The following is a 16,480-nucleotide window of genomic DNA, read 5'->3' as shown; positions in this document are numbered from 1 at the left end:
GCTCAGTAGCCGAGGCCGCGGAGGTAGCTGCGGCACGATCCCGCCGACGCCCACGCATCGGCGGGATCGTCCATGTCGAGCGTCACGGTGACGACGCGCTGCGCGAGTCCCGTGGAGATGAGCCCCTTCCAGTCGATCACGCCCTTGCCGAGATCGACCTGCGCGTGCGGCGCGGCCGCGGCGGCATCCTTGAGGTGCAGGTGCGCGATGCGATCCTTGTGCGCCTTGAGGAACGCCAGCGGGTCGGCGCCTCCCTTGAACGCCCAATAGCAGTCGAGCTGGAAGTCGACCGACGCGGCGTCGGATTCCTTGATGAGGATCTCGAGCGCGCTCATCGCGCCGTGCTTGCGGAACTCGCGATCATGGTTGTGGTAGCCGATGCGGATGCCGAGCGGCGCGGCCTTGGCGCCGGCCGTGCTTAGGAGCTGCGCCGCGCGCTTCCAGCCATCGGCGTCATCCGCGTAGCCGCGCCCCATGCCGGCGACGATCACGGTGTGGATGCCCATCGTCGCGGCGTTGTCGAGCGTCGCGTCGAGCGCGGCCGGCTCGAGCGCGTCGGAGCCCACATGCGACGTCGGCACGCGGAGGCCGATGCCGTCGAGCAGCGTCCGGAGCTGCGCCGGCGTCCGCCCCCAGGTCCCCCACCACTCGACCTCCTCATAGCCGAGTCGCGCCACCCGCGCGAGCGAGGCGTCGAGGTCGGCGCGCATCTCGTCGCGCATCATGTACATCTGGATGCCCACGCCGCGGAGGTGCATCGCGCTCGATCCCGGATGGGCGCGGCCGGCGGCGCGCTGGTGGGCGCGCTCGGCGGCGCGGACGACGGAGGGCGCGAGGGCGGAGGCGCCCAGCGCGAGGAGGAAGTCGCGGCGGTTGGTCATCGGGAGAACATACGGGTCGGGGGCCGGTCGGGGAACTTCTGCCTTCTCCCTGCTCCCGTCTACTCCACGTACTTCGCCGGATCGTACGCCATCCCCGCCCGGAACAGCGTGCGCAGGTAGCCCAGATCCCGCTCCTGGTCCCCGGTGGGCTCGAATGGCGGGTACACGTGGATCGCCTTCTTCGAGAAGTCGAAGGCCACCGGCACGATGGGCATCTTCGCCTTCACCGCGATCCAGTAGAAGCCGCTCCGCCAGCGCTCGGTGCGCTTGCGCGTCCCCTCGGGCGAGAGGACGATGATCACCTTGTCCATCCCCTCGGCGAGCTCGGCCGTCTGCGTCACCACATCACTGCTCTTCGTCCGGTCAACGGGGAAGCCGCCGAGGAAGCGCATGACGATCCCGAGCGGGAACTTGAAGAGCGTGTCCTTGCCGAGGAAGGTGCCGCGGATCCCGAGTGCGTACATCGCGCGGATGCCGACGATGAAGTCCCAGTTCGAGGTGTGCGGCGCGACGATGAGCACGAACTTGCGCGCGTCGGGGAAGCCGGCACCCGTGAAGCGCCAGCCGCTCAGGCGCATGAGGCCGATCATCAGCCAGCGCATGAGGAAGTTGCCGCGCTGCGCCACGTTGTCGGTCACGACCGGAACGTTCACCACGCCGCCGCGCCGTGCCACCTGGGGGGAGGACATGGGGGTGGAACGTAGAGGGCCGTTGGCGGGGGTCAAGAGCGAGGCTAGACTCCATTGAGACCGTTGGCCCACTCGAACCGAGCCTCCCATGTCCTCTCGCCGCCGTTCCGTTCTCATGCCGTGCGCCTCGCTCGCGCTGGCGACGCTCCTCTCCGCGTCCCTCGCAGCGCCGCTGCAGGCGCAGCGCCCGAGCACCGCGGCCGATGCCGGCCGGTTGATCGGGGCGCTCTCGCACGATTCGCTGCAGGGGCGCGCGATGGGAACGCCGGGGAACGACAAGGCGGCGCGCGTGATCGCGAACGAGATGCGTCGCCTCGGCCTCGTCCCCGGTGGCGATGACGGCTACCTGCAGCGCATCCCGCTCAAGCTGATGCCGAGCCGGCGGCCCGGCGGCCCGATGCGGCTCGCGCCCGCCGAGAGCTTCGCGGCGCTCGACACCGTGCCGGCCGAACGGCGCGGGGCGTCGCAGAACGTGATCGGCATCATCGTCGGCAGCGATCCGGTGCTGCGCGACGAGGTGGTGCTGCTCGGTGCGCACTTCGACCACCTGCCGATGAACGCCGCGCGCGCGGTCGATGGTGACTCGATCTTCAACGGCGCGGACGACGATGCCTCCGGTGTCGCGGCGATCCTCGAGGCGGCGCGCCAGCTGAAGGAAGGCCCGGCGCCCAAGCGCACGATCGTCGTCATCGCGTTCACCGGCGAGGAGACCGGCGGGGCGGGGACGCAGTGGTACATCCGGCATCCGGTGCGGCCCATGGCGCAGGCCGTCGCGCAGTTGCAGGTGGAGATGATCGGTCGGCCCGATTCCCTCGCCGGCGGGGCGGGGAAGGGATGGCTCACCGGCTACGAGCGGTCGACGATGGGCGAGCGGCTCGCCGCGGCGGGCCTGCCGGTGATCGTGGACCCGCGGCCGTCGGAGAACTTCTTCCAGCGGTCGGACAACTATGCCTTCGCGCTCGAGGGGATCCCGGCGCACACGTTCTCGTCGTTCGGCGGGCACACCGACTACCACGGCGTGAATGACGAGGTCGACCGGATGGATCTCGCGCACGTCGCGGCGATGATCGATGCGACGGCCAAGGCCGTGCGCGTGCTCACCGACGGGCCGCGGATCGAATGGAAGGACGGCGGAAAGCCGGTGCGTCGCGCCGCGCCCTGATCGAGCTCAGGCGGGACGGCTTCACCACAGAGGACACAAAGGGCACAGAGAACGGCGGAGGACTGCGGCTGCAACTGCTGGGAACCACAGGGGCGCAGGGGACACCGGGGAAACAGGGCGTGGCGGAAGTCCCAGGCGAACGTCCGTTCCGAACCAAAACGACATCGTCTCGCGACCGGGTCCCCCCTGTGTCCCCTGTGCCCCTGTGGTGGAGCAGTTGCAGTGCTCCGCCGTTCTCTGTGCCCTCTGTGCCCTCTGTGGTGAAGCGGTTCAGCCGGGCCGGCGCCACTCGGCGGCCAGCCGTCCGAGCACACGCCAGCTCACGAGCCCCAGCGCCACCAGTCCGGCCCCGACCACGCCGAAGATGAGTGCCCACGCCGGCTCCCCGCTCGGCGCACGCAGCGCCTCGACGAGCAGGCCACCGGCGATCGGGCCGAAGAGGAACCCGAACGACCCCGCCACCTGGAACACGCCGAAGAGCCCTTCGCCGGCCCCGCGGCGCGCGAACTCGCTCACCAGCACCAGGCTCGGCGAGAACATCAGCGCGCTGAGCACTCCGGACGCCACCATCGCCACCGGCAGCAGCGAGAACGGCAGCACACCGTAGCTCGCGTAGACCAGGCCGAAGAGGATGTTCGCCGTCACGATCGGCGCGTACCACCCCAGCCGGTCGGCGAGGCGCCCCGCCGGCCAGCAGAGCGCGGCGAACGGCAGCAGGAAGAGCGACATCAGCATCCCGCGCGTCGCCGCACTCACCTGGTGCACCTCGGTGAGGAAGAGCGTGAAGCTCGAGACGAAGACGCCGATCAAGAATCGGTCCGCGAAGCCGTAGGCGAGCGGCATCCAGCTCGCGACGGTCGAACGGTCCCACGCGTAGCGTGAGCGCGCCCCCGTCTCCCCCGCGACCGACGCGGGCATGAGCAACGCCGAGCACGCGGCCACGGCGAGCAGCGCGGCGCCGACCGGATACACGGAATGGGGTGCCCGGTCGATCAGGATGCCGCCCACCGGGGCGCCCACGCCCACGCCCACCATCAGCGCCGACGCGACCACGCCCAGCGAGGCACCGCGTCGTGCGCCCCCGGCGCGGTTCGCCGCGATCATCAGGAAGGTCACCGCCGGCAGGTGCGCCAGTCCGTCCATCGCGCGCCACGCGAAGAGCATCGCGAGCGAATCGGCCGCGCCCATCCCCACGAAGCTCACCGCGTCGAGCGCGAGCAGTCCCACCACCCAGCGCCGCGTGTCGGGATAGCGGCGGTGGAGGCGGATCGCGATCGGCACGGCGATGATGCCCGTCAGCTGATTGAGCGACACGAACAGGTGCGCCTGGAACCGCGTGCCCCCATGCGCGTCCACCACGAGCTCGGTGAGCCCGGGGACGAGCAGCGTGATCGGGACGAGCGTCAGGAAGGTCGCGAGCGCGATCGCGCCGAGGGTCCGGCCGTTCGCGGGTGGCGCGGTGGTCAGGGGGGACACGCCACCAATCTATGCGGGACGCAAGCGTCGGATCGACATGATCCCGAGTATCGGCCCGACGGCGAGCAACGCGAAGGCGGCGCGCCATCCCGCGAGCGCGACGAGGGGCGGGATCATCTGGATGGTGAGCGTGGTGAGCAGGAAACCCAGACAGACCTGGACCGTGAGCGCCGTGCCGACCGCGTGCGGCGCCACCGATTCGGTCACGAGCACGGAGAACTGCGCCGAGTCGGCGATCACGAAGAAGCCCCAGGCGAGCGCGAGGGGCGCGAGGAGCCACGGCGTGCGGCCGAACGCCAGCCCGATCGCGAGCGCGCAGAGGCCGCTCACCGCCATCGCGATGATCACGAGCCGCTCGCGTCCGATGCGGTCGCTCACGAGCCCGCCCCAGACGCATCCCACGCCGCCGATCGCGATGGTGCCGAAGCTCAGCGCGCCCACCCAGGGCGCGCGCGCGGCGGTCGGGTCTCCCGCGGCCGCGACGGCGCTCGCCGCGATGAACGCCGGGATCCAGGTCCAGTAGGCGTACAACTCGGCCATGTGTCCGAGGTAGCCGCCGGTCGCCCATCGATAGCGCGGCGTGCGCACCACCTCGCCGACGAGGCCCCACGAGAAGGGGCGTGACGGGAAGACGAAGGGGCCGTCGCGCCAGGCGACGGCGATGGTGAGCGCGGCGAGCGCGGCGGCGGCGGACGCGGAGAACACGATGAGCGCGAGCGACGCCTCGGGGAGCACGCGCCAGAGATACGGCGCGGCCTTCCCGACCGTGAGCGCGCCCACGACCGCGCCCACGGCGAGCCCGCGGCGTGCGCGGAACCAGGTGGCGGCCATCTTCATCGCCGGCGGGTAGACCCCGGCCATGCACAGCCCCGTCGCCGCGCGCGTGATGAGGGCGGTCGAGTAGTCCGGCGCCCACACGAGTGCCGCGTTCGCGACCGCCGCCATCGTCGCGGCCCACGCGAAGTACCGCCGCGCGGGGAGCAGGTCCGCGAGGTTGAGCACCGCGGCGATCGCGGTGCCGAGCACGAAGCCGAGCTGCACGGCGGTGGAGAGGCCCCCCACCTGCGCATCGGTGAGCGCCCATCGGACGGCGAGTTCGGGGGCGGCGGCACTCCCCGTGAACCAGGGGCTCATCCCCAGCAGCTCGGCCACCGCGAGGAGGGCGAGCATCGCCCACGCGCGGCCGGCATCCCCCTGCGGGAGCGCTCGCGCCACGGTATCTTCGCTCGCGTCCACGCCTCGCGGGGTCATCGCGTGAAAGATACGGAAGCCGAACTCGAACTGCTCGTGCGGAGCAAGCACGCGCTCATCCTCCTCGACACCGGCGAGCCGGATCGCGCGGACGAGCTGCTCGCGGCCCTCGCGGCGCGGTCGTCGCTCTTCTACTACTCGTGGACGCGGTCGCGCGGCCTGCGTCGCGGCGTGCAGGCCGGCGATCCCTTCATCGAGCGGTCCGACGAACCGGCGAAGGCGCTCGCGCGCGTGCTCGACGAGGGAGCCGGCGTCTACCATTTCCGCGGCCTCGGCGCCTGGGTGGACGATCCGGTCATCGCGAGCCACGTGCTCGACGCGGTCGCGCACGTCGCCTCGCGGCGCGGGGCGATCGTCATCTCCGGGAGCGACCTCCGCGTGCCCGACACGCTCAGTGCGGTCGCCGCCACGGTGCACCTCCCGCTCCCCGGCTTCCCGGAGATGCGCGCGCTGCTCGAGCGCCTCATCCGCGAGCACAGTGCGCGCGGGCCGCTCAAGGTGGAGCTCACGCCAGAGGAGCGCGCGCGCCTGGTGAACAACCTCGTCGGCCTCACGCAGCACGAGGCCGAGCGCGTCGTGACGCGCCTGATCATCGAGGACAACGCGCTCCGCGCGGCGGACATCGCGCGCGCGGCGACGGCCAAACGGCAGGTGGTCGAGCAGGGGGGCCTGCTCGAATATCACCCGGCGGGCTCCGGCCTCGGCGAGGTCGCGGGACTGAACGGGCTGAAGGCCTGGCTCGGCGCGCGCCGCGCCGTCGTCGCCGACCCGCAGCGCGCGCACGACTTCGGACTCGGCTTCCCGCGCGGCGTGCTCCTCCTCGGCGTACCGGGGTGCGGCAAGTCGCTCGCCGCCAAGGCGGTCGCGAGCGAATGGGGGCTGCCGCTGCTCAAGCTCGACCCCGCCAACCTGTACGACAAGTACATCGGCGACTCGGAGAAGAACTTCAAGCGCGCCATGCGGACGGCGGAGCGGCTCGCGCCGATCGTGCTCTGGATCGACGAGCTGGAGAAGGCGTTCGCGAGCTCGGGCGGCGACGAGGACGGCGGCGTGTCGCGGCGCGTGTTCGGCACCTTCCTCTCGTGGCTGCAGGAGCGGAAGGGTGATGTCTTCGTCACCGCGACCTCGAACGACATCGCGAACCTGCCGCCGGAGTTCATCCGGAAGGGGCGGTTCGACGAGGTCTTCTTCGTGGACCTCCCCGACGCCGCCGCCCGCGCCGAGGTGCTGCGCATCCACCTGCGGCGCAGGCGGCAGGATCCGTCGCGGTTCGACCTCGCCGCGCTCGCGGGGGCGAGCGAGGGGTTCAGCGGCGCCGAGTTGGAGCAGGCCGTCGTCGCGGGCTTGCATGTGGCCTTCGCGACGAAGGGGACGCTCGACACGGAGATGCTTGAGCGCGAGCTGCGGGGGACCAAGCCCCTCAGCGGGACGATGCGCGAGCGTATCGCGCAGCTGAGGGACTGGGCGGCCGACCGGACCGTCCCGGCCGCCTGAGGTCCGCCGGTGGCCGCGGCCGGCGCGAACCCTCGCCGCTCGCGCCCTGTCCAATCCGGCGGTCCGCCGCTAACCTATCTGCGTCCGCGGGCCCAGGCCCCACCACCCAACCGGAGTCCTCCGAATGCGTCTCGCCGCCACCCTCGCCGCCGTCGCGCTGCTCACCAGCGCCTGCAAGACCGTCAGCTCGACCTCGACCTCCGTCACCGGGACGCCGCGCCTCGAGCCGGCGCCGGCGATGTCCGCGACCACCACGCCGGCCACCCCGGCTCCCGCTCCCTACTCGCCCGCGGGCAAGTGGTCGGTCGGCATCGTCGCGCAGGGCCAGAGCATGGAAGTGACGCTCGAGCTCGTGAAGCTCGCCGACGGCACCTGGTCCGGGGCGATCGGCACCGCGCAGTTCGGCACCATCCCGCTCTCGAAGGTCGAGATCACCGGCAAGAAGATGGTCGCCACCTTCCCCGTCCCGACCGGCGATGTGGGTACGATGACGCTCAACTTCGACGGCGATCTCGCCGAGGGCGAGTGGTCGATGCCGGGCGACGGCTCCAAGGTCAGCGGCAAGCGCAACTGATCGCCTGGACGGACGAAGCCCCCGGACCTCGCGGTCCGGGGGCTTCGTTGCGTACGCGAGAGGCGGTCAAGCGTCGCGCACGGGTCCGGTCAGAGGGCGAGGATGTTCGTCTGGAGCCAGTCGAAGCGCGCCGAGAGCCAGCTGCGCATCTCCTGCACCGCGGTGTCGTAGTCGGCGTCGGTGAAGGCCGCGCGGAGGTCCACCGCCGGGGTGAACCAGGCCTGCTCGTCCGGTCCGGCGATGAGTAGCGGACGCGGGTTGTAGGGTGCCCAGCGCGCGTGCGTCAGCTGCTGCGATCGCCGCAACGAGGCGGTGTACGTCCCGATGAACTCGTCGAGCTCGGCGCGGCGCGCGTAGAGGACCTGCCACCGCTGCTTCACGAGCGCAACGAAGGCCGGGTCCTCCATGAGGCGCGGCAGGTAGCCGGAGACGAGGATCTTGAAGCCCGTCGGCCCACCGTCATATGGATAGTTGCCGAAGGCGAGGTCGAAGTCCCAGACCGGCCCGAAGGTGATCCGTCCCGTCGCCGAGCGGTACATGTACACGCCGAACGAGAAGGCCGCATCGTTGTTCTTCGAGAGTTCCATCACGAGCCACCAGTCCACGAGCGACTGCGCATCGAGGTGCGCCGCGTAGCCGCTGTCGGGATCGGTGAAGTTCGGGCCGTAGAGCGCCTGCTCGAATGCGAGCAGCTGCCCCTCGATCGCGCTGCGCTGGGCCGGCGACGGAGCGTCGGGTGACTTGTAGACCCAGACCGACGGGATCGTATCGCCGTGGCCGACGGTCGTATACTCGGTCATCTCCGGTGTCGCGAACCAGATCTCGTCCGGATCCACGCGCCGGATGTCGTTGAGCTCGAGGAACCAGCCGTCCGCGCCGGCCGGGATGCGCGCCGCCCCGACCTCCATGTGGTCACAGAGCTGGTACGAGCCCTGGTGCACGTGGTTGAGGTAGAACTCGGCCGGTGTGCACCGGGGCGTGAAGGTCATGCCGAGGAGCGACGAGACCCGGAAGGCGGTGGCGTTGCGCGCGAGCGAGAGATCCCAGTAGTTCGCGAGCAGCACCCAGTCGCGTTCGGCGGGGAAGCCGAGGACCGAGCGCGAGGTCGCGAGCTTGAGGCGGTACGGCTTCTTCGGATTGTACCAGGTGGAGTTGCCGCGCCCGCGGATCTGCGTGCGCATGTTGAACGACCACTCGGGGTGGTCGCGACCGCCGTAGACGTCGACCGTCGCGCCGACGTACGTGGTCTTGGTCGCGACCTCTGCGCCGCCGTCGGTGTTGATGCGGACCACCGGCAGGCCCGTGAAGACGGTCACCGTGAGCACGTACTCGCGCTCGGTCCCCGTGGACGAGGTGAGACGGATGCGGCGGTCCTGCGCGAGGCTCACGCGCGTGAGGCCGTTGACCGGGAACGAATCCCCGAGCGTGACGAGCGTGACGGCCTCGTTCGTGATCCAGCTCGGCACGAGCGAATCGAGCGCGATCACCTCGGGGATGGCCAGCCGGACGGTGTCGCCGGAGATGCTGGCGACGACGTCGGCGGAGAGCGCGGGATTGCGCGCGGCCTCGAGGGCGAACGCCGTGAGCGACGGCGTGACCGGCACGATCGTGCGCGGCTCCGTCGGCGAGAGGCAGGCCGAGAGGAGGAGCGGAACGATGGCGAGGAGTCGGCGCGAAGCGATCATGACAGGGCAGGACGTGGACAGTGCATCGGTTCCGGACACCCGAATCCTACGACAGGATGCCCCGTCCGTCCGCCCCCGCATCACGCTGTGACACTGTCGGCCGCCGTCAGCCGTCCGACGCCTCCGAGAAGTCCTCGCCGGGATTCACGAACAGGTCCTTCTCGATCTCGTGCTGCGTGTCATGCAGTTCCTTGTATCGGCCGGCGAGCGCCATGAGTTCGCGGTGCGACCCGCGTTCGACGATCTCGCCGCCCTCGAGCACCAGGATCTGGTCTGCGCTGCGGATGGTCGAGAGGCGGTGCGCGATGACGAATGTGGTGCGACCGGCGCGGAGCGCCTTGAGCGCCTCGCGGATCTCGCGCTCGCTCTCCGAGTCGAGGCTCGAGGTCGCCTCGTCGAGGATCAGCACCTGCGGGTCGGCGAGGATCGCGCGGGCGATCGCCACGCGCTGGCGCTGGCCGCCCGAGAGCTTCACGCCGCGCTCGCCCACGATCGTCTCGTAGCCGTCGGGGAAGCCGGTGATGAACTCCTCGCAGTTGGCGATCCGTGCGGCCTCCATCACCTCGGCCCGCGTCGCGCCGGGCTTGGAGAAAGCGATGTTGTCGGCGACGGTGCCGTCGAACAGGAAGTTGTCCTGCAGCACCACGCCGAGCGTGGAGCGGTAGTCGCGGAGCCGGAGGGTCGCGAGGTCCTGCGCCCCGATCACCACCCGCCCCCGCATGGGACGGTTGAACGCGAGGATGAGCGAGATGAGCGTGCTCTTCCCCGAGCCGCTCGAGCCGACGAGCGCGGTCGTCGTCCCCGCCTTCGCGGTGAAGGTGACGTCCTTGAGCACCGGGATCCCCTCGCGGTACTCGAACCAGACGTGGTCGAACGCGACGTCACCGTCGACCCGGGCGAGCGGCTGCCGCGCGGCGTCGTCCTCGTCCTCGGTGGGCGTGGCGAAGATCTCGCGGATGCGGTCGAGCCCCGCGAAGGCCTCGGTGATCTGCGTTCCGATGCTCGCCATCTGCACGACAGGGAACGAGACGAGCCCCACGAAGAAGATGTACGAGACGAGGTCGCCGAGCGTCATGGTGCCCGCGACGACCGCGCGGCCGCCGACGGTGACGATGAGCACGCCCACCGCGCCGATGATCACCGTGCTCACCGCGGCGATGGCGCTCGTGCCGGTGATGGTGCTCGCGATGTTGCGGAAGAGCGCGTGCGCCCCCTTGGTGAAGACGATCTCCTCACGCTTCTCCGCCGTGTAGACCTTGACCACGCGCGCGCCGCCCATCGCCTGCCCGAGTCGGCCCGACACCTCGGCCTGGATCTTGGAGCGCTCGCGGAAGATCGGCCTCAGCTTCGCGAAGGCGTACGCCATCACCGCGCCGAAGATCGCGAGGAACACCAGCGTCATCGTCGTGAGGAACCAGTTCAGCCAGAACAGGTACCCGAGAGCGATCGAGGCGGTGAGGATGCCGCCGAGCAGCTGGATGATCCCCGTGCCGATCAGGTTGCGGATCCCCTCGGCATCGTTCATCACACGGTTGATGAGCACGCCGCTCTGCGTGGCATCGAAGAAGCTCACCGGGAGCCGGAGGATGCGGGCCTGCACCTGTCGGCGCAGGTCGGTGATGGCGCGCTGCGCGGCGACGGAGATCACCTGCGAGAGCGCGAACGAGCTCGCGGCCTGCAGGACGGTCGCGACGCCCGCCGCGACGGCGATCGGTGTGAGCAGCTCGAGCCGGTTCTTGGTCAGCACCTCGTCGATGATCCACTTCACGCTCCCGGGAAGGACGAGCCCCGCGAAGCGATTGACGAGCATGAGGGCCAGACCGATCGCGAGCGAGCGCCGATGCTGCCACATCAGCTTCCGCGTCTCGGCCCAGGCGGCCTTGTAGTCGGTCTTCCGCTTCTCCGGCTTCGCGCCGGCAGGAGGCGCCTTCACGGGAGCGGTCATGCCGCGCCTCCGCGCTCGGCGAGCATCGCCCCCGGGTCGTCGCTGATGATGCCGGAGACGCCGGCGGCCCAGAGTCCGCGCGCTTCGGCGCGGTCATTCACGGTCCAGACGTGCGTGGGGCCGCCGGCCGCCCGCATGAGCCGCGCGAAGCGGCCCACGGGGAGCGGGAGGCCGCGGAAGACGCGCGGGATGCACATGGCTTGGAAGGCGAGAGGGGCGTGCGGCAGCCCGAGGAGGGCCGGAAGGTAGAGACGGGCGAGGGCGGCCGTGGCGCCGGCGACTGGGATCCCGGCGCGGACGAAGGGTTGCAGGGCCTCGTCCATGAACGAGCCGATGAGGACCCGCCCGGTCGCCTGGAGGCGCTCCAGCAACGCGAGGACGGGGGCGGCGGCCTCCCGTGCCTTGATCTCGAGGATCATCGGCATGGTGGGATGCGTGACCAGCACCTCTTCGAGGGTCGGGACGCCGATGCCGAGCCCGCGGTATGGCGTGGTGTGACCGCCGTCCTTCGAGAAGCGCGCGCCGGCATCGACCTTGGCGAGGGCGCTGGCAGTGCGGTCGGCGACCGCGCCGGCGGCGTCGGTGGTGCGGTCCAGCGACGGGTCATGGATCACGACCGGGACGCCGTCGCGGGACAGATGCAGGTCCATCTCCAGCGCATCGACGCCGAGGGCGGCCGCCTGCGCGAACGAGACGAGCGTGTCCTCGGGAGCATGCGCACGATTGCCGCGGTGCCCGATGACGGGGCGCCGGGCGGGATCGAAGAGGGAGAGGGACACCCGGGAAAAATAGCGAAGCGGGGTGGGCCGAGTGGCCCACCCCGCTCCGGTCCTGCCCAGCCGTGGTGCTTAGAAGTTGTACGAGATGCGCGTGGTGATGAAACGCCCCACATCCGGCACGCCGATGAACGACGGGACGCGGCTGTCGAGGATGTTCTGCGCGTTGATCGACCACCGGACGTTCTGGGCGATCGGGAGCTTCGTGGAGAAGCCGGCGTCGACGAACCAGTTCACCGGGACCTGGTCGTACCGGATCGGGGTGCTCTGGTTGTAGCTGTTGAAGACGCCCGAGTTCACCGGGAACGCATCCGTGTAGCGGGTGCGGATCTCGGCCGACCGGCCCGCCGCCTGGTCATCCCAGCGGAAGGTGAGGGTCGCACGGTTCTTCGCCGCGTTGGCCGTGAGCGGGTTGGTGATCGTCGCGCCCGCGGCCTTCTCGAAGACGTTGCGGTTCAGGTTCGAGTAGGTCGCCGAGACCGAGAACACGTCGGTGAGGAGGTAGTCGGCGGCGAGGTCGATGCCGCGGACGTCCACCTGACCGATGGCGTTCTGGTACGTGAAGACGAGCTGGTTCCGGTCGTAGAGCGGGCTGTCGAAGTTGAGCATGCCGGCGGGGAGGCCGGCGAGCGACGTGACCCAGCCGGTGACGACGGTGTTGACCGCGCCCGCCGGCACGCCGTTGGCGACCAGCGTCGGCCCCATGGCGCCGCCGAGGTAGGCCCCGAGCGTCGTCGGGTCGAGGAAGACCGCGTCGTCGAGGTTGATGACCTGCGTCGTCGGATCCGCCGGGCGGATCTGGTACCAGAAGTCGACGGCGAGGCGGAGCTTGTTGTTCAGGACGCCCTTGTAGCCGAGTTCCCAGGTGTTCGAGAAGTTGGCGCCGAGGGGCGAGAGATCGACCGGGTTGGTCCACGGCACGATCGGGTTGCCGGCCGCGCCGAGGTTGCGGAGGACACCGCGGACCTGGGCGTTGGTCGGGGCGAGGCCGAGGAGCGCGGCCTGGATGTTGGCGATGGCCGGGGCCGGGAGACCGAGGGCGGCGAGGCCACCCGCGAGCTGCGGCGCGAAGGTCGCCATGATGCCCGGGACCATGTTGGCACCCTGGGCAGAGACCGGCGCGGGGCCGGTGAACGGCGACCGCATGCAGAGGCCGTTGTTGACCGCGGCGTCGCAGCTGCGATCGTAGTTCCAGCCCGTCTTCGGCTGGTTGCCGAGGATCTGGACGTCGAGGTTGCCGAGCGCCGGGCCGAGGTTGGCGCGGTTGCCAGAGAACTGGTCGAGGAAGAACGAGAACGAGGCCGGCGAGTTGAAGGCGCGGTTGTACGTCAGGCGCCAGTTCTGCGTCGGGGACTGCTTGAAGATGAAGGCGAAGCGGGGCGAGAACTGCGTCCCCTCGATGCGCGAGTTCATGTCGCCGCGGACGGCGCCGGTGAAGTCCACGCGATCGGAGATCGGGTGCGTCATCTGCAGGTACGCGCCCATCTCGTTGATGTTGTCATCGTCCTCGTTCCGCCCCATGATCGTGCCCTTCGTCTGGGGGGTCGTGGCGATGTAGTCGAAGCCGGCCGTGAACTTCGTCTCCTTCAGGTTGAAGCCCTGCTGGAGCTGCGCGACCATCACGTTCGACTGGTCGACGACCGGGATGCCCGAGCGGAGGTAGAAGGTGCCGTTGTCATCGAGCGGCGCGTCGTTGCCGGCGTTGGACGCGTTGTAGAAGACCTGCGCGAAGAACTTCTTGTGGCGGAAACGCTGCTGGAGGTTGCTGTAGCTCCAGTTCTGGACCTGCGCGGCGCCGAAGGTCGTCGTGATCTCGAGGGCCGAGCCGATCATGGAGTAACCGACGGTGGTGATCGCCTCGGTGTCGTCGTTCGGGCGCCAGTCGAGGCGCGCCTCGCCGGAGTACTTCTCGAGATCGAAGTTGCGGGCCTTGGCGACGCCCTGGCGCGAGGTCGGGACGCGCGGGTCGAGGGCGCCGGTCGGGGTGACGCCCCAGACGGCGTAGCGGGCGCGCTGCTCAGGGGTGACCGTGGCGCCGAAGCCGAGACCGACCTCGTTCGGGTCGGTGTACTGCCAGTCATCGGCCGTGAAGTACTCGCCCGAGAGCTTGTAGCCGAACTTGTTGCCGCCGAAGGTGCCGGCGTGGCGCATGCCGACGCGGGCCATCGAGCGCTCGCCGCCGTCGAGGGTGATCGACGTCCCCTGCGAGCTGAACGGCGACTTGGTGATCACGTGCATCACGCCGGCGCCGGAGTTCGGACCGTAGAGCGCCGAGGCCGGACCCTGCAGGACCTCGATGCGGTCGATGTCGTCGCCGGTGCCGGTGAAGAGGAACGGCACGTTGACGCGGAGCGACGGGACGCCGGCGAACCGGTAGTCCTGCAGCATCAGCATCGACGTCGAGAAGGCGTTGTTGAAGCCGCGCGAGACGATGTTCGCCTGCACGATGCCGCCGTTCGAGATCGAGAGGCCGGGCTGCGTCTTGATGTGGTCGGTGATCGACACCGACGGCCGCTCGGCGATGCGGTCGGCCGAGACGACGGAGATCGAGTTGGGCGAGTCGAGGATCTTCTCGGGCTCGGCGCCGCGGGTCGCGGTGGTCACCACCTGGTTGAGCTGCGCGGCGAGCTCGGAGAGCCCGACGTTCAGCGTCGTGGTGGCCCCGGCGTTCACCTGCACGCCGTCGGTGCGCTTGGCCGCGAACCCGATGCGGGTCACGACCACCGTGTAGGTGCCGGCCGGCACGTTCGCGATGCGGTACGAGCCGTCCTCACCGGACTGGCTCGCCGACACGCGCGTCATGCCGGAGTTCACCGAGATCTGCGCGGCGGCGATCGGGGCGCCACCCTCGGATTGGGTCACCTTGCCGGTGATCGTCCCCGACTGGGCGTCGGCGGCACCCGCCACGGCCATCAGGCCGAGGAACGCGAGCGCCTTGCTGACGAAACGAATTCGCATGAGAAAGCCACCTCAGAGTGCTTGGGGTGTTTGGGACCACGGGAGGCGTGGCCCACCCGACCCCCCGTGACCTGAATCACCGGGCGGCCGGACCGGGTCAAAGTTCCGCCCTGCCGGGGCTTACGTCAATACGTGGGCTCAACCCGGCCGGGGGGTGCCGCCCGGACCGGGGCGGGGTTACCGGACGCCGACGACCTTGTGGGTCTGCACCGAGAGCCTCCAACGCGGGTGCGCGAGGCAGTAGTCGACGGCGGCCCGTGTATTGGCCTCGCGATCGGGTCCATCCATCGGCTGGAGCAGGAAATGCCGGAAGGCGAGCCCCTCGAACCGCTCGGGCCGCGCGGCGGCCTGGGGGAACACCAGCTTGAGTTCGTCGCCGCCGGCGACCACCACCGGGGCGGCGGCCTTGGGGCTCACGCAGACCCAGTCGAGGCCGCGGGGGACGGGCTGGGTGCCGTTGGTCTCGACGGCGACCTCGAATCCGTGCGCGTGGAGGGCGTCGATCGCAGCCTCGTCCAGCTGCAGGAGCGGCTCCCCTCCGGTGCAGACGACGAGGCGCCGCCCACCGGGAACATCCGGCCACCGCGACGCCACCGCCGCCGCGAGGGCCTCGGCCGTCTCGAACCGACCGCCATCGGGCCCGATCCCGACGAAATCGGTGTCGCAGAAGGTGCAGACCGCCGTCGCGCGGTCCTGCTCGCGACCGGTCCAGAGATTGCACCCGGCGAACCGGCAGAAGACGGCGGGGCGACCGGCCTGGAGGCCTTCGCCCTGCAACGTATAGAAGAGCTCCTTTACAGAATACAGATGGAAGAAGGCTGAAGGCGGAAGGACGGAAGCGAGGACAGGATGCGGAGGGAGGTGCGGGATGCGGGGGGCGAGATGCCGCCCCCTTCATCGTATCTCATCGAACCCCTTCGCGCGGAGCACGCAGGCATCACAGTGCCCGCAGGCGATCCCCTCCACGCTCGGGTCGTAGCACGAGATCGTCCGGTCGTAATCCACGCCGAGCGCGAGTCCCGTCCGGATGATGTCCGCCTTGCTCAGCGCCATGAGCGGCGTGAGGATGCGCGTGCGGGCCGTGCCCTCGACGCCGGAGCGGGTGGCGAGGTTCGCCATCGCCTCGTACGAAGCGATGTACTCGGGACGGCAGTCCGGATAGCCGCTGTAGTCGAGCGCGTTCACGCCGATCAGCAGGTCGGTCGCGCCGAGCACCTCGGCCCAGGCGAGCGCGAACGAGAGGAAGATCGTGTTGCGCGCCGGCACGTAGGTGATCGGGATCCCCGCCGCCATCGCCGCGGCGTCGCGGTCCTTCGGGACTTCCACGTCGGCGGTGAGGGCCGAGCCGCCGAAGAGGCGCAGGTCGATGTCGGCCACCACGTGCCGCGCCACCCGCCACTCCTTCGCGATCGCGCGCGCGCGATCGATCTCGATCCCGTGTCGCTGGCCGTAGCGGAACGTCAGCGCATTCACCGCGTACCCCGCCCGAGTCGCCAGGGCGAGGAGCGTGGTGGAGTCGAGTCCGCCGCTCAACAGCAGGACGGTGGGGGTGCCGGCGGCGACCGGCGCCAGTGTCGCGAGCGGCATCG

Annotated in this window: 13 protein-coding genes; 3 read left to right on the top strand and 10 right to left on the bottom strand. The window is 70.3% G+C overall.

Annotated elements, in window-relative coordinates:
• Positions 1–2: 2 nt before the first annotated feature.
• Positions 3–881, bottom strand: a complete 879-nt coding sequence (locus IPJ78_13330) for a sugar phosphate isomerase/epimerase (GenBank protein ID MBK7907526.1) — start codon at positions 879–881, stop codon at positions 3–5.
• Positions 882–940: 59 nt separating this feature from the next.
• Entirely contained in the window at positions 941–1,570 is a 630-nt protein-coding gene (locus IPJ78_13325) for a 1-acyl-sn-glycerol-3-phosphate acyltransferase (protein ID MBK7907525.1), read from the bottom strand.
• Between the two features lie 88 nt (positions 1,571–1,658).
• On the opposite strand from IPJ78_13325, the gene IPJ78_13320 reads away from it, so the two are divergent.
• On the top strand, positions 1,659–2,732 hold the full coding sequence (locus IPJ78_13320) for a M20/M25/M40 family metallo-hydrolase (protein ID MBK7907524.1): 1,074 nt from the start codon (positions 1,659–1,661) through the stop codon (positions 2,730–2,732).
• A gap of 270 nt (positions 2,733–3,002) precedes the next feature.
• Here IPJ78_13320 and IPJ78_13315 read toward each other — a convergent pair whose 3' ends face one another.
• Both IPJ78_13315 and IPJ78_13310 read right to left on the bottom strand, forming a co-directional pair.
• Complete coding sequence (locus IPJ78_13315) at positions 3,003–4,208, bottom strand: MFS transporter (GenBank protein ID MBK7907523.1); 1,206 nt, start codon at positions 4,206–4,208, stop codon at positions 3,003–3,005.
• Positions 4,209–4,217: 9 nt separating this feature from the next.
• On the bottom strand, positions 4,218–5,459 hold the full coding sequence (locus IPJ78_13310; GenBank protein ID MBK7907522.1) for an MFS transporter: 1,242 nt from the start codon (positions 5,457–5,459) through the stop codon (positions 4,218–4,220).
• Positions 5,460–5,462: 3 nt separating this feature from the next.
• Here IPJ78_13310 and IPJ78_13305 point away from each other — a divergent pair, with 3 nt between their 5' ends.
• Both IPJ78_13305 and IPJ78_13300 read left to right on the top strand, forming a co-directional pair.
• A complete protein-coding gene (locus IPJ78_13305; GenBank protein MBK7907521.1) occupies positions 5,463–6,953 on the top strand; it encodes an AAA family ATPase in 1,491 nt (496 codons plus the stop codon).
• A gap of 124 nt (positions 6,954–7,077) precedes the next feature.
• The gene (locus tag IPJ78_13300; protein MBK7907520.1) at positions 7,078–7,527 is read left to right on the top strand and encodes a hypothetical protein; all 450 of its coding nucleotides are present in this window, start codon (positions 7,078–7,080) and stop codon (positions 7,525–7,527) included.
• Between the two features lie 89 nt (positions 7,528–7,616).
• Here the strand turns inward: IPJ78_13300 and IPJ78_13295 are convergent, their stop codons facing one another.
• From IPJ78_13295 to queC, 6 genes are all read right to left on the bottom strand, one after another.
• Entirely contained in the window at positions 7,617–9,212 is a 1,596-nt protein-coding gene (locus IPJ78_13295) for a CotH kinase family protein (protein MBK7907519.1), read from the bottom strand.
• Between the two features lie 106 nt (positions 9,213–9,318).
• Complete coding sequence (locus tag IPJ78_13290) at positions 9,319–11,157, bottom strand: ABC transporter ATP-binding protein (protein ID MBK7907518.1); 1,839 nt, start codon at positions 11,155–11,157, stop codon at positions 9,319–9,321.
• On the bottom strand, positions 11,154–11,936 hold the full coding sequence (locus IPJ78_13285) for a glycerophosphodiester phosphodiesterase (protein ID MBK7907517.1): 783 nt from the start codon (positions 11,934–11,936) through the stop codon (positions 11,154–11,156). The genes IPJ78_13290 and IPJ78_13285 overlap by 4 nt, the downstream gene beginning before the upstream one ends.
• 69 nt (positions 11,937–12,005) lie before the next feature.
• The gene (locus IPJ78_13280; protein MBK7907516.1) at positions 12,006–14,891 is read right to left on the bottom strand and encodes a TonB-dependent receptor; all 2,886 of its coding nucleotides are present in this window, start codon (positions 14,889–14,891) and stop codon (positions 12,006–12,008) included.
• 177 nt (positions 14,892–15,068) lie between these two features.
• The gene (gene queE, locus IPJ78_13275; GenBank protein ID MBK7907515.1) at positions 15,069–15,698 is read right to left on the bottom strand and encodes a 7-carboxy-7-deazaguanine synthase; all 630 of its coding nucleotides are present in this window, start codon (positions 15,696–15,698) and stop codon (positions 15,069–15,071) included.
• An 87-nt stretch (positions 15,699–15,785) separates the two neighbouring features.
• Positions 15,786–16,478, bottom strand: a complete 693-nt coding sequence (gene queC / locus IPJ78_13270; GenBank protein MBK7907514.1) for a 7-cyano-7-deazaguanine synthase QueC — start codon at positions 16,476–16,478, stop codon at positions 15,786–15,788.
• Positions 16,479–16,480: the final 2 nt, after the last annotated feature.

This window comes from Gemmatimonadota bacterium (genome assembly GCA_016714015.1).
In the GTDB taxonomy this organism is placed as follows: Bacteria; Gemmatimonadota; Gemmatimonadetes; order Gemmatimonadales; family Gemmatimonadaceae; genus Pseudogemmatithrix.
The sequence above is the reverse complement of the archived record's forward strand: the minus strand, read 5'-3'. Positions and strand labels throughout refer to the sequence as shown.

Bases quoted from the DNA above. Each gene is read 5' to 3' on its own strand.
- IPJ78_13330 (MBK7907526.1), bottom strand. From the start codon at position 881: ATGACCAACCGCCGCGACTTCCTCCTCGCGCTGGGCGCCTCCGCCCTC.
- IPJ78_13325 (MBK7907525.1), bottom strand. From the start codon at position 1,570: ATGTCCTCCCCCCAGGTGGCACGGCGCGGCGGCGTGGTGAACGTTCCG.
- IPJ78_13320 (MBK7907524.1), top strand. From the start codon at position 1,659: ATGTCCTCTCGCCGCCGTTCCGTTCTCATGCCGTGCGCCTCGCTCGCG.
- IPJ78_13310 (MBK7907522.1), bottom strand. From the start codon at position 5,459: ATGACCCCGCGAGGCGTGGACGCGAGCGAAGATACCGTGGCGCGAGCG.
- IPJ78_13300 (MBK7907520.1), top strand. From the start codon at position 7,078: ATGCGTCTCGCCGCCACCCTCGCCGCCGTCGCGCTGCTCACCAGCGCC.
- IPJ78_13295 (MBK7907519.1), bottom strand. From the start codon at position 9,212: ATGATCGCTTCGCGCCGACTCCTCGCCATCGTTCCGCTCCTCCTCTCG.
- IPJ78_13290 (MBK7907518.1), bottom strand. From the start codon at position 11,157: ATGACCGCTCCCGTGAAGGCGCCTCCTGCCGGCGCGAAGCCGGAGAAG.
- IPJ78_13280 (MBK7907516.1), bottom strand. From the start codon at position 14,891: ATGCGAATTCGTTTCGTCAGCAAGGCGCTCGCGTTCCTCGGCCTGATG.
- queC (MBK7907514.1), bottom strand. From the start codon at position 16,478: ATGCCGCTCGCGACACTGGCGCCGGTCGCCGCCGGCACCCCCACCGTC.